This window comes from Bacillus cereus group sp. MS39 (assembly GCF_040448665.1).
Classification (GTDB): domain Bacteria; phylum Bacillota; class Bacilli; order Bacillales; family Bacillaceae_G; genus Bacillus_A; species Bacillus_A wiedmannii.
In genome coordinates, this window is the sequence record NZ_CP123058.1 from 4,755,648 (window position 1) to 4,777,654 (window position 22,007).

The window sequence follows — 22,007 nt, forward strand, 5'->3', positions numbered from 1 at the left end:
TATTTTTATTATTTCACATTTTGATTATTCCGAAAATTAATCAAAAGGAGTATCTTTTCTCTAAGGATTCTATGCCTACATAGTACAAAAGAACTATCTTGTCATTTATTCTTTGTAATACAGAATAAAGCAACACGATAGTTCTTTGATAGATTTCTTATTTAATCCAACGGAACCAATTGATTTCGAACTGCATAAATCACTGCTTGCGATCGACTTTTCACATTTAGTTTTTTAAAAATTTTATTGATGTGAATTTTAACTGTTTTATCACTAATATATAGAACTTCAGCAATTTCTTTATTACTAAGTCCTTTTACTAGTTCAAATAGAATTTCCTTTTCCCGTTCCGTCAGTTCATTTTCATTTGATTCTACTTTCATCTTTTGCTGATGGTATGTAATTAATTTTTTAGTCATACGCGGATGAATAACTGAATCGCCTCGATATAACATTCGAATTGCTGCTACTACCTGCTCTGATGAGGAATCCTTCAATAAATAACCATCAGCACCGGCCTGGAGTGCATCCATTAAATACTCATCATGTTCATACATTGTAAACACAAGTACTCTGCAACTTGGATATTTTTTTTTCACTAACTCTGTAGCTTCAATCCCATTTTTCCCTGGAAGATTAATATCCATCAAAATACAATCTGGTCGGCATTCTTCTACTTTTCCCAATACTCCATCCCCAGAGCTAGCTTCTCCAACCACTTTCATATCAGATTCATCCTCTAGTATGCTCCGAATTGCGTCCCGTAAAAAAGCATGATCATCTACTACTAATATTTTAATCATTTTACGCACCCCTTGTTTGTGAATCTGGAATTAACAGTGTAATTTCTGTCCCTTGCCCTACAGAACTATCAATCTGTAAAGTAGCCCCTAATTGTTCAGCTTGTTCATTCATATGTAATATACCATAATGTGGCTCATTCTTCGTTTTAACCATAGACTCAAATAGTGAAAAACCAACACCATTATCCTTGACCCTTAAAAGTACGTGCTCACTTTGATAGCTGAGTAAAACATCAGTCTTTTCTGCTTGTGCATGTTTTACGATGTTTTGCAAACTCTCTTGTAATGTATCAAAAATAACTCTTTCTTTTGAAAAACTAAGCGCACGTGCATGACCTCTTTCATGATATGTAATATCTAGTTCATATTCTTGTTTTAAAGATTTTATTTTACTTGCTATCGCCTGCTTAAGCCCTAATTGTTGTGTCGGATATGGTTTTAAAGCATAAATAGAATAGCGAACTTCTCCTAGGCTCCCTCTTAAATCTTTTATACTTTTCTCTACTACTTGCTGCATATCTATTGGTTTATCACGGTATTTTTTCTGCGCAGATTCTAGCTGGAATATCACCCCAGCTAATGTTTGTGCAATACCATCGTGAATTTCTCGTGCGATTCTATTTCTTTCTTCTAAGATCATTCTTTTTTTCTGTTCAGAAATCAATATCCTTGTTTTAACAACGTTAGCTAATTGGTTAGAAAATGTAGCTAACGACTGTACATCTTCCGGAAAGAAACCCGCATTTCTACTTTTCCCTGCAACAAACATTCCGACTAATTCACCATTTACTATAAGAGGAAAATATACAAGTGAGCGTATAACACTATCAAATATTTCATCTCCAGGAGCCGTACCAATTTTCCAATCATTAAATACAAGATTTTTAGAAAGTTCCTCAAATGCCCTAAACTTTTCTGAATCATCAGATATATCTGAGCGCACTTTCCCATCTTTTAATAGAATATTCCAGTTCCCATCATCTTTTGTCCATATTACATATGCTTGTATGCCAAAAAACCCTTTCAGTGCTTGTTTAATATGTTTCAAGTTTCCTCCGGTTAATCCTCGACTAATTTCGGTCGTAATAAGAAATAACTCATATAATCGTTCCTTCTCCATCCTTATCCGTACCGAAAAAGAACTAATAACGGAAGTTGCTACAAGTGGAAAAAAGAAAAACAGTACTGTAATCTCGTTTACTTCCACACTATATGTACTAATTAATACGTGCATCAGTGCCGCATAAGAGAAACCAAAAGTTTCGCAAAGAAATACCGTTACAGTTTTTTTATACCACTGATAGATTGAGTATGGCTGCGGAAGGAGTATCATTAATAAATCGTAAAAGCGGTTGTTTAAAAAACAAAAAAACACGCAAAATAATAACAAAGATATTAAATTTTCATACAGAGCTGACATAACTATCTTATTAATTAATATGGACATACATTTGTTTGAAAACCATTCGGCCAAGATTAAACTAAGTGCATGCTGAGTACTATTAAATAACATCCTTTGTATCGGTGAACGACGATGCAGGTGAATAATTAGCGTTACGAGTACAATAGCAATAATAGTTATATGAATTCCAAACTGCCAACTCATAGCGTAAATGATCGGAAAGGTAAGCGAGCTAGTTCCTCTCCAAAATCGTACAGGAAAATACTCTGCAATCCCCATAAATAGTAACAACAATATTAGTATTGTTGGATGAGAAGGGATTTTAATTTCAAGTAAAGATATAGTTATAGTAACCAAACCAAGAAAAGAAATAAAATAAAGATAAGTACTAGCAATCTTTTCTCTCATAAAGATAGAATTTACCTCCTTCAAAACAACCCCTTCTTTCTTTATAAAACTTCATTTTCTCTATTATCCAATAAAAAACCGGCACTGGCAAAATGGAAGAACCTCCACTAGCCAATCACCGGCTGTGTACTGTACCTAAAAAGGCAAGACACAATACTAGTATTATAAATCGCTTTTCTTAAATTTCCTATTCATCGAATGATGTAATTATGCATACCGCTAGGTTTACCCCCTTATAGTACAAAAGATATATATTAATATCGCAAATATATACGTTCTTTCCATTCCCCTACTTTTCTAAATAATCCAAGCATAATTTTCTCACAAAAAGCAAAAATTAACAGAAGTAATTTTATTCTAAAAGAGGTGGAAATTATGACAGAGCACAAAGAACAACAAGAGAATAAGAACCAAAAGCATATGTTTCCATCACTTCCGGAGAACATTAATTACATTGAAAATAAACTTTCTCATTCTGATGATATAAAAAAATTAGATCTCCCTTTTCAAAACGGAAAAGGAACAATCTTATATATCGAATCTTTAGCCGACCCAAATTTAATCCACCAATTAGCTCTTGAGCCTTTATTAACTAGGTCGGATTTGTCTTTAGATAAAGCTTTTTCCACATTAAATATGAAAAAAGAAACAAATTTAAATTATGGTGTGCAGCTTTTATTACAAGGTAAATCCTTATATTTTCATGAACACGTCGACAGCTTTTGTATTTTCGAAACAGCTCTATCTTTAAAGAGAGATATAACAGAACCTGATAATGAAGGCATTGTACGTGGACCGCATACTGGTTTTGTAGAAGATTTAGCAACCAATTTAGCTTCTATTCGTAAACTCATAAAAAGTCCAAATGTCGTCGTTAAATATTTCACACTCGGGGAAGAAATGCACACGAAAGTGGCAATTACTTATATGCAAAGTATAGCTAATGACGATTTAGTTGCAGAAGTAAAAAGAAGGTTAGAAATGATCAAGACAGATGCCCTTATGCCTCCAGGATACATACAAGAATTTATAGAGGATACGTCTTTCTCACCCTTTCCGCAACAATTAAATACAGAGCGTCCAGATAGAGTCGCAGCAAATTTAATGGAAGGACGAGTTGCTATTTTATCTGATGGAGATCCAACTGCACTTATCGTTCCAGTTACGTTATTTGCTTTCTATCAATCACCAGATGATTATAATAACCGCTGGATTGTCGGTTCTTTCATCCGAATGATTCGCTTAGTCAGTTTCTTGATTGCCTTTCTCTTACCAGCTATATATATCGCAACAGTAGCCTTTCATCCTGATGTATTGCCGCTCGAACTTGTGTATACAATTAAAGCTTCATTAGAAAAAGTACCGCTTCCTCCTATTTTTGAAGCTCTCTTAATGGAATTAATCTTTGAATTGTTACGAGAAGCTGGTATTCGCTTGCCAAGCCGCGTTGGACAAACAATCGGTATTGTAGGTGGTTTAGTAATTGGTGATGCAATTGTAAAAGCTGGACTCGTTTCTTACACAATGATCATCGTTGTAGCTTTAACTGCAATCTCATCTTTTCTCGTTCCATCAAACGATATGAGTTCAGCAGTTCGAATTCTTCGTTTTCCATTAATGCTCCTTGCTGCCATATTTGGATATGTAGGCATCTCATTCGGTCTCATTATAACTTTCGTTCATTTATGCCAGTTACATTCATTTCATACACCATATCTTTCTCCCGTTGCCCCGATGCGGATAAAAGACATGAAAGATTCTTTCGTAAGACTACCAATTTGGTCATTTTGGGAACGACCACATGATCCAAAACCGAAAAAAATGCAACGACAACATGTAACGAGAGAGGATGAGGACGGTGACAAACACGCAAAGTAAAATCTCGCTAGTTCAATTTACCTTTTTCGTTATTCAATGCCAAATTGGAGTTGGTATACTTTCTTTACCAAACCGTCTTCACCCCATTGCCAAAGGCGGTGGTTGGATTTCTGCTCTCATCGCTGGTCTTGCAATTCAACTTATTATTTTACTTATGTGGCTTTTCTTAAAACGATTTCCTGATGCAGATATGTATGAAAGTGTTTGTATGCTATTTGGGAATAAGTTTGGAAAACTATTAGGTTTTGCTTATGTTTTTTATTTTACCCTTATCGGTATGACGGTTATGTTAAATGCTTGTAATGTCATTAAAGTTTGGATATTACAAGCAACTCCTTGGTATGCCATTCTCATACTATTTACAATAGCTTGTTGCTACGTAGCCTATAATACATTTAAAGTGATTGTACGATTTTATGTCATGGCTTCTATTCTTATTATCCCCATGGCACTTTTAATTGCACTTGGGCTCTCGCGGGCTGATTTTTCTTATATTTTCCCCATTACAGAGGCTGGATGGTGGAATATTATTCAAGCATCGAAAGAAACAATTACAGCCATGTATGGGTTTGAAATCTTTCTCATTGCATTTCCTAAAGTAAATGGGACTGCTGTTGCAAAACTAAAGGCCATTTCTATCGCTAATGGACTTGTAACTCTTTTTTATACTTTTACTGTTTGGATTTGCTTTATCGTATTTAGTCCAAAACAAATTGAACTTATTCCAGAGCCAGTTGCTTACTTATTACGCTCCTTACATATCGGGATTATAGACCGGACTGATTTACTATTCATTCCAATATGGATGATAACAGTTGTGGCTTCTATTGCGAGTTATTATTGCGCTGCTTCAATCGGAATTGGACATATCTTCAATCTTGCTAATCATAAAAAAGCTGTTCCAATCGTTGGTATTATTGCTTTTAGTATAGCCTTATTTATAGATACACCTGAAGAATTAAAAGTAATTGCAACTTTCACTGATAAGTTCACCTATATTTTCATCGTTGTCCTCCCTCTTTTATTTCTACTTTATTCAGTAATAAGAAAGAAGAAAGGAGAACAGTATGTTCAAAAAAAGAGTTAAATTACTTTTTATATTATGTACTAGTTCCCTCCTTTCTGGCTGTTGGGATCAAGAACCATTAAGGGAGGCAAGGTTAGCTTATAGTATTGGATCTGATATTACGGAAGAGAATAAACTCCAGCAAACTATCGAGCTCGTAAAAAGTTCAAGCGGAGAGCAATCTTCATTCGAAAATGAAATACATTCAGCAACCGGGCATAACATAAGGGATACAAGCGATGCCCTAAAAAAAAATGTGACTGGGAATATTCGCTATTTCAAATATGGTGTTCAATTACTAGGAACCAAAATTCTAAAAAAAGGTATACTACCCTATTTAGATGTCAGCTTTCGTGACCCAACAAACCCAACTGCTTTAGTAAAACTTATTGCAGTAGATGGTGAAACATCCGAGATACTTGAAAAAAAGAAAGTAGGAAATTTACTAATTGGAGATTTTCTAAAGAAAAAAGTGAAAAGCTTAGAAGATATGAGTGTATTTCCAAAAGAAACTTTAGAAACAGCTGCTACAAAAATGCTAGATCCCGGTAAAGACTTTACCCTCCCCTCTATAAAAATAAAAGGAAAAGAAGTAATTACAAACGGGTTAGCTTTATTTAATAATGATAAATTAACTGGGCATTTACCTTTGAAACACTCTGTTTTATTCGTGTTATTAACCGGAAAAATGGGAACAAGTGCCCGTATAACCCAAAAACTTACTAGCGATGAATCAGAGAAGACATCTGATTATTTAACAATGGAAATTAGCAATCGAAAATTAAAACGAGATTTAAAAATAACAACGGATAAAAAAGGAAATGTTTATGCTCACATTAAGCTTCAATTAAAAGTTATAGCGCTTGAAGCTCCGAGAGATAATCTTTACAAAATGGATGAAAGAGCCAAACTAAACAAAGAATTGTCTAAACAGCTTACGAAAGAGGCTAAAAAGATAACGAAAAAGTTACAAAAAGCAAATTGTGATGCTTTCGGGATTGGCAGACATCTTATCGCTTATCATCCTGACTTATGGAAGAAAAAAAATTGGAATAAAGATTATGCAAAAGTAAAATTCAAACCTGAGGTAGAAGTAAGCATTTTGTATAGTGGTGTCTTAAAATAAAAGGTTGTATGCCACGCGGGCATACAACCTTTTATTTCGTATATCGATAGACAATTGATTCATATGGTCTTAAGTTAAGTTTTGTAATATCCTTGCTGGAATCTTTATAATTCGACAGTAGTATTTCTTGTTTCATTCCATCTAATTGAACATGAGCTGGTACAAAGTACATTATTTCTTCTCCATAGAAGTTATTGATAACAAGTAATACCTCATCATTTATAGTACGTGTATATGCCCAAACCTTAAGATGATTTTCATCTAAAATAGCATATTCTCCTTCTGTAATTACATCATACGTTTTTCTAAGTTCTATTAACTTTTTATAATGATAAAATACAGACTCTTTATCTTCTAATGCCTTCTCTACGTTTATTTCTGTAAAGTTTTCAGCCACTGAAATCCAAGGTGTACTTGTTGTAAAACCGCTGTTTATCTCTTCATTCCACTGCATCGGAGTACGGGAATTGTCACGAGATTTTTGTTTTAAAATCCCGATAATCTCTTCTTTTGATAATCCTTCTTCTAGCTTTATATCGTATATATTTAACGATTCCACATCACGATATTGCTCAATGGACTCGAATTTAGGATTCGTCATACCGATTTCTTCGCCTTGATAAATGTAAGGTGTGCCTTGCAACATATGCATAGCTGTCGCTAACATTTTCGCAGATTCATTTCGGTACTTTCCATCATCACCGAAGCGTGACACTATGCGAGGTTGGTCATGATTACACCAGAACAACGCATTCCATCCTCCGCCCTTTTGCATTTCAATTTGCCAATTAGACATAATCTCTTTTAATTTAATGAAATCAAAATCAGCTTGCGTCCACTTATCTCCATTCGGATAATCTACTTTTAAATGATGGAAACTAAACGTCATACTTAATTCATTACGCTCAGGGTTTGAATATTTAATACAATTATCAATTGTCGTAGATGACATTTCTCCAACTGTAATTACATCTTTCCCTTCAAAAACATTTCGGTTCATCTCTTGTAAATATTCATGAACGCGCGGGCCATCTGTATAATATTTACGCCCATCGCTTGTCGCCGTACTTCCGTCATCATTTAAGAACTGTTGATCTTTTGAAATTAAATTAATAACATCTAATCGGAATCCCGTTACCCCTTTATCAAGCCAAAAACGCATCATATCATATACTTCTTCACGAAGTTTTTTATTTTCCCAATTTAAATCAGCTTGCGTCTCATCAAATAAATGTAAAAAATATTGCTCTGTCTTCTCATCATATTTCCAAGCAGACCCGCCAAACTTAGATTGCCAATTATTTTTTTCATCACGCCAAATATAGTAATTACGATATGGACTATTTTTATCTTCCTTCGCTTCCTTAAACCACTTATGCTCCGTCGAACTATGATTTACAACGATATCCAGCATAATTTCAATATTACGTGCCCTTGCTTCTTCTAAAAGCTCTTCAAACTCTTCCATCGTTCCATAAGATGGATCAATACTGTAGTAATCACTTACATCGTATCCATTATCATTTTGTGGTGATTGGTATATCGGTGTTAACCAAATATAATCTACTCCGAGTTCTTTTAAATAATCTAGTTTTTCTGTAACCCCTTTTATATCACCAGTTTCTTTATTGTAATAGCTATTAAAGCTCTTCGGATAAATTTGATAAACTACACTTTTATGCAAATCCTTCATGTTTAACTTCCTCCTACTTCTGTTTTACTCGTTTTGCAAATAACCATGTTAACGTAAACGGGATTACAACTGCGATAATCATTCCTACAATAAATATTGGAATCGATTTCGGAATGATAGAAATAAATGCTGGTAATCCGCCAATTCCGATAGCAGGTGCTAATACACCATTTAACGTAATAAATATAGCTGCAATAGCCGATCCTATAATTGCTGCATAGAATGGGAATTTATTTCGTAAGTTTACACCAAACATAGCTGGCTCTGTAATACCGAAATATGCTGAAATTGCTGATGTAGATGCCATGCTTTTATCATTTTGATTTTTAGAAATCCAGAACATCGCAAGTGCCGCACTACCTTGCGCAATGTTAGAAAGAGCAATCATTGGCCAAATGAATGTACCACCGTGCTGTGCAATTAATTGTAAGTCGATAGCAATAAACATATGATGCATACCTGTAATTACAAGCGGTGCATATAATGCTCCAAACAATACTGCTCCAACTACTGGTACTGTTTCATATACACCTACTAATCCAACTGTTAATAAATCTCCAATATGACGTGTAACTGGACCAATAATTCCTAATGCTAACACACCTGTTACGACAATCGTTGTAATTGGTACAACTAATAATTGAATTGCATTTGGTACATGTTTCTTTAAGAAGATTTCTACTTTACTTAGTACGAATGCTGCTACTAAGACCGGCAAGATTTGACCTTGATACCCTACCTTTTCAATTTGAAATAATCCTAAAATATCGAAGTACTCAATCTTTTGTCCATCTAAACCAGTTGCTGCTTTACCATAATCCCACGCGTTTAATAAGGCTGGATGCACAAGCATTAATCCCATAACAATCCCTAATATCGGACTACCACCAAAACGCTTCGTTGCTGACCAACCGACAAGTGCTGGTAAGAATACGAATGCTGTATTCGCCATCATATTAATTAAATCCCAAAGCCCACTTAAGTTTGGATATACATCTAATAAATTTTTACCTTCAAAAAATAAGTCCTTCGCTCCTAATAGATTGTTAATTCCCATTAGTAAACCAGCTGTTACGATCGCTGGTAATATCGGCATAAATACATCTGAAAATACTTTTACAAACTTTTGAACTGGGTTTAACTTTTGGTTTCCAGAGTCTTTCACGTCAGCTACTGTCGCTTCCTTCATACCTGCAAGCGTTATCAATTCTGCATATACTCGATCAACATCTCCTGGACCAATTACAATTTGAAATACTCCAGCGTTATGAAACGCTCCCTTCACTAATGAAACAGACTGCAATTTATCGTTATCTATTTTACTTTCATCTTTTAAAGCGATACGGAGCCTCGTTACACAGTGCGCAGCTTGTTCAATATTGTCTTTCCCACCAATATACTGCAACACTTCCTCTGCTGTTTGACGATAGTCTTTCCCCATATTCCCGTCCCTCTTTTCTTTTTTTGATACCGTTTACAATTACATATTAACTCGTATATATAAGTTAGTCAACACTCGTATATACGAGTTTGTGATTTTTTTATAAAAAAAGAGATGAAACGTTATTTCGTTCCATCTCCTTATTTTCTCCGCGCCACATCCGAAAAATGAAAAATATCTAAACGATGGCGTGATTCTGTATATTCGAACTGACTTCCATCATAAAAATGCGTAAAGTTTTTCACAACGACAACATAGTCTGTTCCATTTAAATCTAAATACTCTCTATCGTCCTCTGTACATGGCTGCACTTCAATTACCCTCTGTGAGTAACTAATATGAAGACCTAATTCTTTCTCAATGTATTTATAAATGGATTCCGCTGCAATTTTACTCGTTAATCCAGGAATATATTCCGATACAAAATGATTAATATCCAAAATTACTTTTTCTCCATCAATATTTCGTACTCGTTTAATATGATCTATTTCTGTTTTCTCTTTCACATTTAATAGCTTCGCAACTTCTTTTGTCGCTTTTACTTTCTCCATTTCCACGACTTCTGTAATACAATGGCGTCCTAAACGTTCATTTTCTTCTTGGAAACTTACAATACCACCAAAGTTGAATTCAATGTTTTTTCGCTTTAAAACAAAAACACCTTTTCCATGTATTTTTTGAACATATCCACGCTCTTGTAATAAATCTACAGCTTTTCTTACCGTACCGCGGCTTGCTTCATACTGCTTCATTAATTCAGTTTCGGATGGGATTTTGCATCCCTCTTTTAATTGCTTATTATCAATAGACTTACTGATTTCTGTATAAATTTGTTCATACTTACTCATCATCTACAATAGCCCCTTGTCACCTTCTAATTCTATATGTATTATACCATGCTACACTCTTCTGCCAATCTCTCACTTATTTTCCAGTATAGGAAAAATACAGGAAAATATTTAATCTCTAAAACGTATTTTTATAAAAATTTTTATATTTTTCTTTTCATTCAAAAAAACATGTAGTATACTAACTTCAAAATCAGAGGAGAAAGGGAGCAAAGAACTATGCTTACTTATACAACAATTGTAGTTACATTTGCACAAAAACATCATCATCATACGTAACCCTTGAAACCTAGCGGAAAAATTACGCGTAGGTACAAGGGTTATTCCCGTTGTACCTACGTTAGGCGAAGAGCCATGTAGGTATTTTTTATCTACATGGCTCTTTTTTTATTGCCAAAAAGCTAGTAAAAAATGATGTTTAAGCAAAACTTACTACAAAGGAGTTAACAAAAATGGAAACGAAAAAATGGGGATTATGGATTTTAACAGCTTTTGTAATCGGAAATATGGTTGGCGGTGGCGTATTTATGCTCCCAGCAAATTTAGCACACGTATCAGGTCCAATGGGTTCTACACTCGCATGGAGTATTACAGGCCTTGGCGTATTTATGATTGCACTCGTATTTGGAAATTTAGCAATCCGAAAACCAGAATTAAAAGCTGGACCACAAAGTTATGCTCAAGCGATGTTCCCTTCAAAAAAAGCGGGTAAAGTTGCAGGATATAGTATGGCATGGGGCTATTGGGCTGCGAACTGGGCTGCAACCGCATCTGTTATTATTTCCTTTGCTGGATATTTATCAACATTCTTTCCAGTGTTACAAAGTAAGCAAATTCTTTTTTCAACGAACGGATTTTCACTAGAACTCGGAAAAGGACTAACTTTCCTCGTATGTAGCCTTATGTTATGGGGAATTCAATATATTCTTTCTCAAAATATTGACCGAGCTGGAAATATGAATCTTCTTGCTACCATTGCAAAAATTATTGGATTTACAATGTTTATTGTAATCACATTATTTATTTTCAATGCCTCTAATTTCGGAGACGGTCAAACATTTATGAATGAAGCAGGACAATCAATTTCGTTAGGTGGACAAATCAATTCAGCTGCTATCGCAACACTTTGGGCATTTATCGGTATTGAATCTGCTGTAATGCTTTCTAACCGCGCAAAATCTCAGCGCGATGTAAAAAAAGCTACCATTTTCGGGTTGATTATCGCTCTTCTTATTTACATGTCAATTACTTTACTTACAATGGGAGCTCTCTCGCAAGATGCTTTAAAAGAATCTCAAAAACCATTAGTAGACGCATTAAATTTAGCAATTGGCAATAAAGGCGCCTATATAATGGCTTTACTTGCACTTGTATCTTTATTTGGATCTACAGTTGGCTGGATCGTTGTTAGTTCAGAAGTACCTTACCAAGCAGCAAAGAATGGACTTTTCCCTAAGTTTTTTGCGAAAACAAATAAAAAAGGTAGTCCTTCAAAATCATTATTTATTACAAATGTGATGACGCAAATTTTCTTATTCTCAACGATTTCTGGTACCGTGTCAGAAGCGTATAATTTCGCTATCGTTGTAGCAACATTAGCTTATTTAATTCCATACCTTGTTTCTACGCTGTACCAATTCAAATTGGTTATTACAGGAGAAACGTATGATATAATGCCTGGCTCTCGAATAAAGGATGCGATCATTACTACATTAGCATTTGTATACTCTATTTGGGTTATCAAAACCGGAACTGCTGATTTAAAAACGTTCTTCTTAGGAATTGGATTGTTCGTATTAGGTCTTATTCTTTATCCAGTACTAATGAAAAACTCACAAAAAACGAATTAAAAAAAGAGAAGCTACCAGCTTCTCTTTTTTATTAAAAATCTGTAATTAACTTTTCTTTTAACTCTCCTACAGATAAAGGTTTCGCATAATAAAATCCTTGGACGTAATCACAGCCCATAGATTGTAATAAACTTTCTTGCTCTACTGTTTCTACCCCTTCAGCAACTACTGCTAAATTTAAGCTATGGGCAATTTCAATAACAGATTTTACAATCGTTCGCTCTGGCTGTGCATGATCATAATGAAATTCACGAATAAAATTACGATCAATTTTTACTATATCTAGTGGTAATTGTTTTAAATAATATAAGGAAGAATAGCCCGTTCCGAAGTCATCTAAAGCAATTAAAATACCCATATTTCTTAATTCTTGTAATGTAGCAATAATATAATCAAAATGGCGAACAGCGATACTTTCCGTTACTTCCAAAATTAAACGATTCGGTGGAAAGCCAGTTCTCCTTAAAATGCTACGTACAGATAAAATAAAACGCTTTTGCATTAATTGTTGTATGGATAAATTAACAGATAACTTTAGTCCTTCTTCGTAATCTGGCAATGTTTTAAACAAGCGACATGACTTTTCTAATACCCAGTCTCCTAATTTTATAATAAGTCCAGATTCTTCAGCTACTGGAATAAATTCGCCTGGCGAAATAGACCCTTCTTCTGTCGAACAACGTGCTAAAGCCTCAATACCGGTATATTTCTTCGTTTTCAAATCAATAATAGGCTGCAGTACCACATCTAATTCTTCATCACGAATTGCCTTTTGCAAAGCGAATTCAATTTTCATTCTACGATTTATTTTTGCACGTAACTCATCTGTAAAGAAACACGCGGCATTTCTGCCTTGTTCTTTCGCACTATACATGGCTAAATCCGAATTTTTCAATAGAGTTTCTACATCTTGTCCGTCTTGCGGATATGAACACAGTCCTAGACTAGCTGAAATGTATACTTCATGACCTTCAAGCATAAATGGTGCCTGAAAACACGACAACACAGATGTCGCTAACTGCCTCATTTCATCTTGTTTATGATTTTTTGTTAACAGCACAAATTCGTCGCCACCCAGCCTAGCCAGAACGTCTTTCTCTCCTAGCACATAATGCAACCGTGAAGCAACTTCGCTTAAAAGTAAATCCCCTATCATATGACCTAGCGTATCGTTTACTAATTTAAAACGATCCAAATCAAAGTAAATCATACCAAATTCTTTTTTTCCTGCAATCATCTCGTTTACAGTCGTTATTAGCTGCAATCGGTTCGGTAAACTCGTTAAAGCATCATGATACGCAAGCTCCCTATAACGACTTTCACTTAACCGCAACCTCTGTTCTGCTTCTTTCCTACTACTAATATCATTTCGGATCGCGATAAATTGATACGGCTCTCCTTTTTCATTTAAAAACGGAACAATTGTTGTTTTAACCCAATAATACGTCCCATCTTTTGCTTGATTTCGAATCTCACCTCTCCATACTTTTCCGTTCAAAATACGCTTCCATAGAATTTGAAAAAATGTTTTCGGGTGATATCCTGAATTTAAAATACGATGATCTTTTCCTATTAACTCTTCTCGTGTATATTTGGAGATTTTACAAAACTTATCATTTACATATGTAATAAGACCATTTCGGTCTGTAATCGCAACAATTGAAGACTCATCTAATGCTAACTTTAAATCTCGCAATGAAGAGTCATATAATGCATGACCTCTTTGTTCTAGCATGCGCATCTCTCCTTGCTTCCTATCTGACTAAAACACAACTTGTTTCTCTTCATAGAAATAGAGATATTTCATTTCTTAATAATAGCTATTTGCATTCATCACATTTTGAAATATGCCGATTAAAATAACATAATATTATTTGTAATAAAAAGCAATATAATACCATTTCAATTATAAACAGTAGTTTCTTATCGCTATAATTAGCTTACTTTATTATAATTCATTCTCTTACATTCCTTTATAGCTAGCTCTATACAATGCCTATTCCCTATTAATCCCGCTCATATCTAACCTCTTTACTTTACTAGCGAAATAGAATTTCGAGCACACTATACAACTATTCACGGATAATAATATAAAAGTTAAAATTAGTATATATGTTTTTGAATTACAATAACAAAATATTAACATATTTTCACCTTTATTTTGGAAATATTTTATAAATACTTTATTAAACTAAAAAAAGAGGAAAGCCTCTTTTTTAGTTTAATACGGATATGGTATTTGCTGATACCCCGGATATGGAGTTGGATATGGTGCTGGGTATGGCGCTGGATAAGTTACTGGGTACGGTGCTGGATAGTAGCCTCCACTTGCTGCACCCGTTAATGCGCCAGCTGTAAGTCCACCTAACACGCCTCCAGCAAAACTTCCTGGGAAAAATCCGCCGCCCCATGAGCCGCCACCCCAGCCCCATCCGCCTCCGTGATGGTGGTGATGATCATAGTGATTGTGCCCTCCATGATGGTGATGTCCGCCGTTATGGTTGTGCCCTCCATGAGGATGATGATTACGATAATACAATCCGTTATTTTCTATATAATTCATGTTTCCCCTCTCCTTTTCCATTTTCTCATCTTAATAGGTATTGTATGGATAGTACGGACCTTGTTAGTAACCTATATAATTAAGAAGAATCCGCGTAATAAAGATAACTATATCCTGGTCTTCATCATGCACCTGCTACAAATCCATGATATGGTTATCCCCTTTCCTATATAAAGGGCAAGGGTTTTGTCCCTCCTACACTGTTTATTAACCAGCAAATAGCTGGATAATAACGTCACAGTATAATGTATGTAGGACAAATGCGGAAAGCATGGGGAAAATGTCTATATTTTGTAAAAAAAACAAAACACTTTATAATAAGAATGTCGGATTATACCTTTTTATATAAGAAGTCTATACTTAAGAAAGATTAGAGGAATTTTATAGAAATGAAGAAGCCTATCGTTCAATTACTATCAATATTTGTAATTATATCTATCGTTCTTTTCCTATTAAATACATCATTTATTTCGTTATATACATTTGTCGGCGCTCTCTGGTCCATCACAATCATAGGAATTTCATTCGTTATTTTCATCGAAAATAGGTCTCCTCAAAGCACCTTAGCGTGGTTTTTAGTATTAGCACTTCTTCCCGTTATAGGGGTGCTTTTATACTCTATTTTCGGTCGTAGCCGTTGGAGAAGGAAAAAACATCTCCATCGTTCAGAAGAACAAAGAAAATTATTCCGTGAAATATTAGAAGGAAGACGACTAGAATTAGCACTCACAGTCCCCTTACATGAACGTTCTGTACATTTAACAGAAGTCGTACAAAAATTTGGAGGCGGGCCTGCCGCAGATAGAACGACGACAAAACTTTTAACAAATGGAGATCAAACATTCTCAGAAATTTTGCAAGCTATCGAGCAAGCAAAACATCACATACATATTCAATACTATATTTATAAATCTGATGAGATTGGTACGAAAGTTCGAGATGCTTTAATAAAAAAAGCAAAATCTGGTGTTATTGTACGCTTTCTTTATGATGGACTCGGAAGTAATACGTTAAGAAGACGCTTTTTAAAACCTATGAAAGAAGCTGGTATTGAAATTGTAGAATTTGACCCTATTTTTTCAGCTTGGTTACTTGAAACTGTCAATTATCGTAACCATCGAAAAATCGTTATTGTAGATGGAGAAATCGGTTTTACTGGTGGACTCAACGTCGGTGATGAATATCTTGGCCGTTCAAAAAAATTTCCCGTTTGGCGTGATAGTCATTTAAAAATAGAAGGAAAAGCGTTATATAAATTACAAGCAATTTTTCTAGAAGATTGGCTCTATGCCTCTAGTGGATTGAATACTTATTCTTGGGATCAATTTATGAATAGACAATACTTCCCAGGTAAAGAAATTTCAAGTGCAGAAGGTGCTGTGCAAATTGTAGCCAGCGGGCCTAGCTCAGATGATAAAAGCATTCGCAATACATTATTAGCTGTTATGGGATCTGCAAAAAAATCGATTTGGATCGCTACACCTTACTTTATTCCAGATCAAGAAACTTTAACATTATTACGTTTAAGTGCAATATCTGGCATAGATGTACGCATTTTATATCCTGGTAAAAGTGATAGTATTATTAGTGATCAAGCATCTCAGTCCTACTTCACTCCGCTTTTAAAAGCTGGTGCTTCCATTTATAGTTATAAAGATGGTTTTATGCATGCAAAAATTGTACTCGTTGATGATAAGATCGCGACAATTGGAACGGCAAATATGGACGTACGCAGCTTTGAGTTAAATTATGAACTTATTAGCGTACTATATGAATCAGAAACCGTTCATGATATTAAACATGATTTTGAAGACGACTTTAAGCATTCCACTGAAATTAAATGGAACGCATTCCAAAAAAGAAGTATCAAAAAACGAATATTAGAGTCTTTCATGCGACTCATTTCTCCTTTACTGTAAGCAATCAATGTAATATTGATTGCTTTTTCTTTTCCATTTCTCCTCTCTCCTTTTCTTTGCATACCATATTAAAACAAGTTATCATAAGATGTATTACTTTATGAAAATAATGTTAGGTGGGAAATACATGTTAGAACAATTTCATATACATGCTGATTTAAAACAACAGCTCTCAACCATTCACGAAAAAAATAAACAAGAAGCTGGTGAAAATGCACATTTAATTGGAAAGAAAATATATAAAGCATCTGATAACAGCATTATTGAAGATGCTATTACAGCGCTTCTTCTTGGCAAAAACATTCTATTAAAAGGGCCGACTGGTAGTGGTAAAACAGTACTAGCTGAAACTCTTTCTTCTTTATTCCAAAAACCAATGCATAGCATTAACTGTTCTGTTGACCTAGATGTAGAAGGTATTTTAGGATACAACACACTACAAACGAAAGATGGCGCATCTGAAGTTACATTCGTTAACGGCCCTCTTATGAAAGCAATGAAGAACGGTCATTTCCTATATATTGATGAAATCAATATGGCAAAACCTGAAACGTTACCACTTCTTCACGGTGCATTAGATTACCGCAAAATGATTACAAATCCATTTACACAAGAGGTTGTATATGGCGATGACGAGTATCGTGTAATTGCAGCAATTAATGAAGGTTACGTTGGAACAAGTGAACTAAACGAAGCATTAAAAAACCGTTTCGTTATTATTGAAGTTCCATACATTCAAGGTGACACATTAAAAGAACTATTACTATCTGAATCAAAATTAAATGATGTTGCAACAATTGAAAAGTTCGTTGCATTTGCAAGCGACCTTATGCCATTAGCTCGTGATGGACGTGTAAGTGAAGAAGCAGCAAGTATTCGTGGCATTATCGACGCATGTGATTTAGGTGTATATATTCCTGTTATGCGTGCAATTGAACGTAGTATTATCGCAAAATTAAACGATGAAACAGAACAAATGACTGTCCGTGAATTAGCAGAAAGTTATTTCTTTGAGGGATAATTCATGAGACAAATTTTTAGTGACAAAAAAATTGATGCGTCGCTGTTTCTACAAATGGAAAACTTAATGTATGCTCTTCTAAAAGAAGAAGATGCCTACCTTGAGTATGGCTATAAAGCATACTACGACGAAATTGAAAAAAAGGTTGTCATTAGTCACTTTTGGGATGATCGAAAAGAAGAGGATACAGTAATCGGATTAAAAAGCGAAGTGTTTTTAAAAGCACTTGGTAATAAACATTACTCGGACATGACTTTAATTCGTTCTTATGCGATTGAATTACAAGAATCACCCTTAAAAAAGTTTTTAACACAATTATTTGTTCTATTAGAAGATTTACGTGTTGAGGAAATCGTAAAAAACTTACGCCCTGGCACAAAGCATGTTTTTAAAAGAAGAAAAGAAATGTATCGCAATTACTTTGGTTCACAAAATGAAATCAATCGTGTTCGTAACTATCACGGTGATCGTCTATTTTGTCTCTGCTATCTTTCAATAACGAGCGATAAATATGAAATGTTTAATAATGAATATTTCGAGCAAATTGAAGCAATTTTGCATGAAACATTCCAAGCTCGTAATACAGAAGACATTATGTATATCGTTGAAAAAATTCGCTATCGTTTAGAAGGACTTCTTGAAAGTGATATGCTTAATAATTATTTCGGACATGCTCCGCTTTATTTATCTGTCATTGCAGACGAAAAGAACTGTCGCGTCGAAGATTTAGCAAATGATGATACGCAGCTCATAGATGACGATGAAAATAAGAACAAAATGGATGAAAGTTTCTCCACATGGCATCGTGAAAATAAAAACAATGAAAACGAGAACTTTTTACGCTTTGAATTAGAAAGCGGAACAAAAACAAACATGATGGGCGATACTGCTCGCGAATCAGAAGATGGCGACCAAGCACTTGGTTCTGTACAAGGTACTTCTCAAAAGAGTACACAATCCAACTTTGATGGCGCTGATACAGAAGAAGCAAGAGCTTCACACGCTTCTAGCCAAAATGATGGTGCATACGGTAAGTATAACGTTGGTGCTTCTCATACATTTAAAGAAGCTCGCAAATCAAATCCTGATGAAAAAAAGGATTACCAAGCTATCAAATCAGTCGTTAATAAAGATGTAAAAGAATTAAAGAAAATTATCGAAAAAACGATTGAAAATAAAACGAATGCAAATAGTGATAAATATTACGGAAGACTTCGTAAGAAATTCCTTCGTATTTATACTGAAAAGCAGCCACGGATGTTTTATAAAAAAGGACAAGAATCACAAGAACTTGACGTTGCATTCCAATTACTAGTGGACTGCTCTGGTTCTATGTATAACAAGATGGAAGAAACGAAAAAGAGTGTGGTCCTATTCCATGAAGCGTTGAAATCTTTAAAAATCCCGCACGCTATTAGCGGATTTTGGGAAGATGCTTCTAGTGCTAAGCCTGAAGATAAGCCGAACGTTATCCATGAAGTTGTAACGTATAAAAACTCAACGTTACCAAACGTCGGTCCAGAAATTATGCAGCTTCGCGAAGAAGAAGATAACCGCGACGGATATATTATTCGTATCGTTTCTGAAAAACTTGCAAAAAGACCAGAAAAACATAAATTCTTACTTGTCTTTACAGACGGTGAGCCTTCTGCGCTAGACTATCAACAAGACGGTATTTTAGATACGCATGAAGCTGTCAAACTTGCTCGTAAAAGTGGTATGGAAGTAATCGGAATCTTCATCGAAGAAGGCGAAGCGAAAGAAGCCACTTATCAATTAATGAAGAACATTTATAACCATCACTTCTTAGTTGCAAATCATGCTGAAGATTTACGTCTGAAGATTAAACCACTATTGAAAAAGTTACTACTGAAGACGATTGAATAGAAAAACAGGAGCGTTTTCGCTCCTGTTTTTTCTTTCAATCACTTTGTTTCTGATTGAAACTTATATGGAATGGCTACTTCTAATAATGCCTCGAATCCGCCATCGTAGAATGGGAATCGTTCATTTGCGATCGTTCGATTCACCCACTCTATTGCAGAAATTTCTTCTTCATCTCCCGCAATCAGTTCACCTTTTACTACATTTGCTCGGAATGTAAAAAGTATCGCATGATTCCCTGATTCTTCAAAGAATTTTTCATTGATCGCAACAAGTCCACTTGCCAGAACCGTTAAACCTGTCTCTTCTTTTACTTCCCTTACTAGAGCTTCCTCTAACGTTTCACCCTTTTCAACAGCCCCGCCTGGCAATGACCAAACGTTTTGTTCTACATTATGTACCATTAATATTTTATCTGTTTCTTCATCATGTATTAGTGCGTATACGACGTCAACTCTTTGCATGTTCCTTTTCTCCTTCAATTAACTCATCCATTGTAAATAAAGAATGTAGCTGTAAGCCATCTTTTAATAAGTTTACTTTTCCCTCTTTCGTTCGTTCAATCACGCCTAGAACATGATGGACTTTCGCACCTAGTTCTCTTAAATCTTTCGTACTTAATAATATTTGACCACCTGTCGTGATAACATCTTCAATAACACAAACATTCTTCCCAGTAATATCAACACCCTCTGCCAACTTACATGTGCCATACTTCTTCGCTTCTTTCCTTTCAAATACAACAGGTATACCTGTTTGTAAAGATAATGCTGTTGCTACTGGAATTCCGCCCATCTCTAAACCTGCGAGTACTTCTGTCTCAGGAGGAATGAGCTCTTTCAATTGTTTAGCAATTTCTAATAACAGTACTGGATTAGATTCAAATAAGTACTTATCAAAGTATTGATTTGATACTTGTCCTGATCGAAGCTTAAATGTTCCCGTTAAACGCGACGTATTGTAAATTCCCTTTGCTAACTCCCATTTCTCTATTCTCTGTCTCCCCTTTACACACAAATTAACTCATTCTATCATATTTGTATTTTTTTGCATATTCCTAAAATACGAATAAAAAAGGTCGATTCCTAAGAATCGACCCTTCCTATTAATTCATCACTAACTCAGCTGTGAGCTTTTTTTTTAACTTAGCCAACATGTCCGTTGTCATTTTGTCTAAATCGTATTCTGCTTTAAAGCCCCACTCTTTCATTGCTGCTGTTGCATCAATAGAGTTTGGCCAGCTATCAGCGATTGTTTGACGAGCAGGATCTACAGCGTAATCCATTGTAAACGTCGGAATGTGTTTACGAATTGATGCTGCGATTTGCTCTGGCTCAAAGCTCATTGCTGTAATATTGAACGCGTTTCTATGCACAAGTTTACTTGGATCAGCTTCCATTAATGAAATGATCGCTTGTAAAGCATCTGGCATATACATCATATCCATGTATGTTCCTTCTGCAATGTATGAGGTGTATGCGCCTTTTTTAATCGCCTCATAATAAATTTCAACTGCATAGTCAGTTGTTCCGCCTCCTGGAGGAGCTACGTAAGAAATTAAACCTGGGAAACGTACACCGCGCGTATCAACGCCAAACTTTTGATGATAATAATCACATAGTAATTCTCCTGCTACTTTGTTTACCCCATACATCGTAGTAGGACGCTGAATTGTATCTTGTGGCGTATTATCTTTCGGCGTTGATGGACCGAATGCACCGATAGAACTTGGCGTGAAAAACTTACAGTTTAATTCACGAGCTGCTTCTAATGCATTTACAAGTCCGCCCATATTTAAATTCCAAGCAAATAACGGATTTTTTTCTGCTGTTGCTGAAAGTAAAGCTGCTAAATGAATAATTGTATCTACTTCATTACGCTTTGCGATATCATGTAGTTTTTGTCCATCTGTTACATCTAACGTTTCAAATGGACCAGACGTTACTACTTCACTATCTGTTTCACGAATATCTGTTGCAATAACATTTGATGCACCGTATACATCACGAAGTTTCATTACTAGTTCAGAACCAATTTGCCCTAAAGAACCGGTTACTAGAATTTTTTTCATTTTCCCCACTCCTCATTTGCAAGCTATTCAAAAG

General features: G+C 35.1%; 17 protein-coding genes. 7 read left to right on the forward strand and 10 right to left on the reverse strand.

The features are described 5' to 3' along the window. Positions 1–161: 161 nt before the first annotated feature. Positions 162–803 (reverse strand): response regulator transcription factor, encoded by a 642-nt coding sequence (locus QEP67_RS24740; protein ID WP_000590676.1) that lies wholly within the window; start codon positions 801–803, stop codon positions 162–164. Between the two features lies 1 nt (position 804). After that, complete coding sequence (locus tag QEP67_RS24745) at positions 805–2,637, reverse strand: GAF domain-containing sensor histidine kinase (protein WP_002108805.1); 1,833 nt, start codon at positions 2,635–2,637, stop codon at positions 805–807. A 351-nt stretch (positions 2,638–2,988) separates the two neighbouring features. On the opposite strand from QEP67_RS24745, the gene gerKA reads away from it, so the two are divergent. The 3 genes from gerKA to gerKC are packed head-to-tail and all read left to right on the forward strand — an operon-like array spanning position 2,989 to position 6,683. Continuing rightward, positions 2,989–4,491 (forward strand): spore germination protein GerKA, encoded by a 1,503-nt coding sequence (gerKA, locus tag QEP67_RS24750; protein WP_000134755.1) that lies wholly within the window; start codon positions 2,989–2,991, stop codon positions 4,489–4,491. After that, a complete protein-coding gene (locus QEP67_RS24755; RefSeq protein WP_000185778.1) occupies positions 4,472–5,578 on the forward strand; it encodes a GerAB/ArcD/ProY family transporter in 1,107 nt (368 codons plus the stop codon). The genes gerKA and QEP67_RS24755 overlap by 20 nt, the downstream gene beginning before the upstream one ends. After that, positions 5,559–6,683: a spore germination protein GerKC gene (gerKC, locus tag QEP67_RS24760; protein WP_000474032.1), complete on the forward strand. Its 1,125-nt coding sequence runs from the start codon at positions 5,559–5,561 to the stop codon at positions 6,681–6,683. Before QEP67_RS24755 ends, gerKC begins: the two co-directional genes overlap by 20 nt. A gap of 31 nt (positions 6,684–6,714) precedes the next feature. Here the strand turns inward: gerKC and treC are convergent, their stop codons facing one another. From treC to treR, 3 genes are all read right to left on the reverse strand, one after another. Continuing rightward, positions 6,715–8,376 carry an alpha,alpha-phosphotrehalase gene (gene treC / locus QEP67_RS24765; protein WP_353706458.1) on the reverse strand — a complete coding sequence of 554 codons (1,662 nt, stop codon included), beginning with the start codon at positions 8,374–8,376 and terminating at the stop codon, positions 6,715–6,717. A gap of 13 nt (positions 8,377–8,389) precedes the next feature. Beyond that, the gene (gene treP, locus QEP67_RS24770) at positions 8,390–9,817 is read right to left on the reverse strand and encodes a PTS system trehalose-specific EIIBC component (protein WP_000513961.1); all 1,428 of its coding nucleotides are present in this window, start codon (positions 9,815–9,817) and stop codon (positions 8,390–8,392) included. Between the two features lie 140 nt (positions 9,818–9,957). Then, positions 9,958–10,668 carry a trehalose operon repressor gene (gene treR, locus QEP67_RS24775; protein ID WP_000987246.1) on the reverse strand — a complete coding sequence of 237 codons (711 nt, stop codon included), beginning with the start codon at positions 10,666–10,668 and terminating at the stop codon, positions 9,958–9,960. A gap of 449 nt (positions 10,669–11,117) precedes the next feature. On the opposite strand from treR, the gene QEP67_RS24780 reads away from it, so the two are divergent. After that, entirely contained in the window at positions 11,118–12,515 is a 1,398-nt protein-coding gene (locus QEP67_RS24780) for an amino acid permease (protein ID WP_000448429.1), read from the forward strand. A gap of 31 nt (positions 12,516–12,546) precedes the next feature. On the opposite strand, the gene QEP67_RS24785 is transcribed toward QEP67_RS24780, so the two are convergent. After that, positions 12,547–14,250 carry an EAL domain-containing protein gene (locus QEP67_RS24785; protein ID WP_000893360.1) on the reverse strand — a complete coding sequence of 568 codons (1,704 nt, stop codon included), beginning with the start codon at positions 14,248–14,250 and terminating at the stop codon, positions 12,547–12,549. 486 nt (positions 14,251–14,736) lie between these two features. Beyond that, a complete protein-coding gene (locus QEP67_RS24790; RefSeq protein WP_001106408.1) occupies positions 14,737–15,078 on the reverse strand; it encodes a hypothetical protein in 342 nt (113 codons plus the stop codon). A gap of 389 nt (positions 15,079–15,467) precedes the next feature. On the opposite strand from QEP67_RS24790, the gene QEP67_RS24795 reads away from it, so the two are divergent. The 3 genes from QEP67_RS24795 (at position 15,468) to QEP67_RS24805 (ending at position 19,905) form a co-directional block, all read left to right on the forward strand. Further along, the gene (locus QEP67_RS24795; protein WP_000743057.1) at positions 15,468–16,997 is read left to right on the forward strand and encodes a cardiolipin synthase; all 1,530 of its coding nucleotides are present in this window, start codon (positions 15,468–15,470) and stop codon (positions 16,995–16,997) included. Positions 16,998–17,124: 127 nt separating this feature from the next. Continuing rightward, positions 17,125–18,018, forward strand: a complete 894-nt coding sequence (locus tag QEP67_RS24800) for a MoxR family ATPase (protein ID WP_000892965.1) — start codon at positions 17,125–17,127, stop codon at positions 18,016–18,018. A gap of 3 nt (positions 18,019–18,021) precedes the next feature. Then, positions 18,022–19,905, forward strand: a complete 1,884-nt coding sequence (locus QEP67_RS24805; RefSeq protein WP_001248882.1) for a VWA domain-containing protein — start codon at positions 18,022–18,024, stop codon at positions 19,903–19,905. Positions 19,906–19,943: 38 nt separating this feature from the next. On the opposite strand, the gene QEP67_RS24810 is transcribed toward QEP67_RS24805, so the two are convergent. From QEP67_RS24810 to QEP67_RS24820, 3 genes are all read right to left on the reverse strand, one after another. Beyond that, on the reverse strand, positions 19,944–20,366 hold the full coding sequence (locus QEP67_RS24810) for an NUDIX hydrolase (protein WP_001189955.1): 423 nt from the start codon (positions 20,364–20,366) through the stop codon (positions 19,944–19,946). Further along, positions 20,353–20,895, reverse strand: a complete 543-nt coding sequence (gene pyrE, locus QEP67_RS24815) for an orotate phosphoribosyltransferase (RefSeq protein WP_033658910.1) — start codon at positions 20,893–20,895, stop codon at positions 20,353–20,355. Before pyrE ends, QEP67_RS24810 begins: the two co-directional genes overlap by 14 nt. Positions 20,896–21,007: 112 nt before the next feature. Beyond that, positions 21,008–21,973 carry an L-threonine 3-dehydrogenase gene (locus QEP67_RS24820; protein WP_000723125.1) on the reverse strand — a complete coding sequence of 322 codons (966 nt, stop codon included), beginning with the start codon at positions 21,971–21,973 and terminating at the stop codon, positions 21,008–21,010. Positions 21,974–22,007 lie beyond the last annotated feature (34 nt).

Coding starts and splice junctions, on each gene's coding strand:
- QEP67_RS24785 (WP_000893360.1), bottom strand. CDS start 14,250: ATGCTAGAACAAAGAGGTCATGCATTATATGACTCTTCATTGCGAGAT.
- gerKC (WP_000474032.1), top strand. CDS start 5,559: ATGTTCAAAAAAAGAGTTAAATTACTTTTTATATTATGTACTAGTTCC.
- QEP67_RS24805 (WP_001248882.1), top strand. CDS start 18,022: ATGAGACAAATTTTTAGTGACAAAAAAATTGATGCGTCGCTGTTTCTA.
- QEP67_RS24740 (WP_000590676.1), bottom strand. CDS start 803: ATGATTAAAATATTAGTAGTAGATGATCATGCTTTTTTACGGGACGCA.
- QEP67_RS24810 (WP_001189955.1), bottom strand. CDS start 20,366: ATGCAAAGAGTTGACGTCGTATACGCACTAATACATGATGAAGAAACA.
- QEP67_RS24790 (WP_001106408.1), bottom strand. CDS start 15,078: ATGAATTATATAGAAAATAACGGATTGTATTATCGTAATCATCATCCT.
- QEP67_RS24795 (WP_000743057.1), top strand. CDS start 15,468: ATGAAGAAGCCTATCGTTCAATTACTATCAATATTTGTAATTATATCT.
- treR (WP_000987246.1), bottom strand. CDS start 10,668: ATGATGAGTAAGTATGAACAAATTTATACAGAAATCAGTAAGTCTATT.
- treP (WP_000513961.1), bottom strand. CDS start 9,817: ATGGGGAAAGACTATCGTCAAACAGCAGAGGAAGTGTTGCAGTATATT.
- gerKA (WP_000134755.1), top strand. CDS start 2,989: ATGACAGAGCACAAAGAACAACAAGAGAATAAGAACCAAAAGCATATG.
- QEP67_RS24820 (WP_000723125.1), bottom strand. CDS start 21,973: ATGAAAAAAATTCTAGTAACCGGTTCTTTAGGGCAAATTGGTTCTGAA.
- QEP67_RS24800 (WP_000892965.1), top strand. CDS start 17,125: ATGTTAGAACAATTTCATATACATGCTGATTTAAAACAACAGCTCTCA.
- QEP67_RS24780 (WP_000448429.1), top strand. CDS start 11,118: ATGGAAACGAAAAAATGGGGATTATGGATTTTAACAGCTTTTGTAATC.
- treC (WP_353706458.1), bottom strand. CDS start 8,376: ATGAAGGATTTGCATAAAAGTGTAGTTTATCAAATTTATCCGAAGAGC.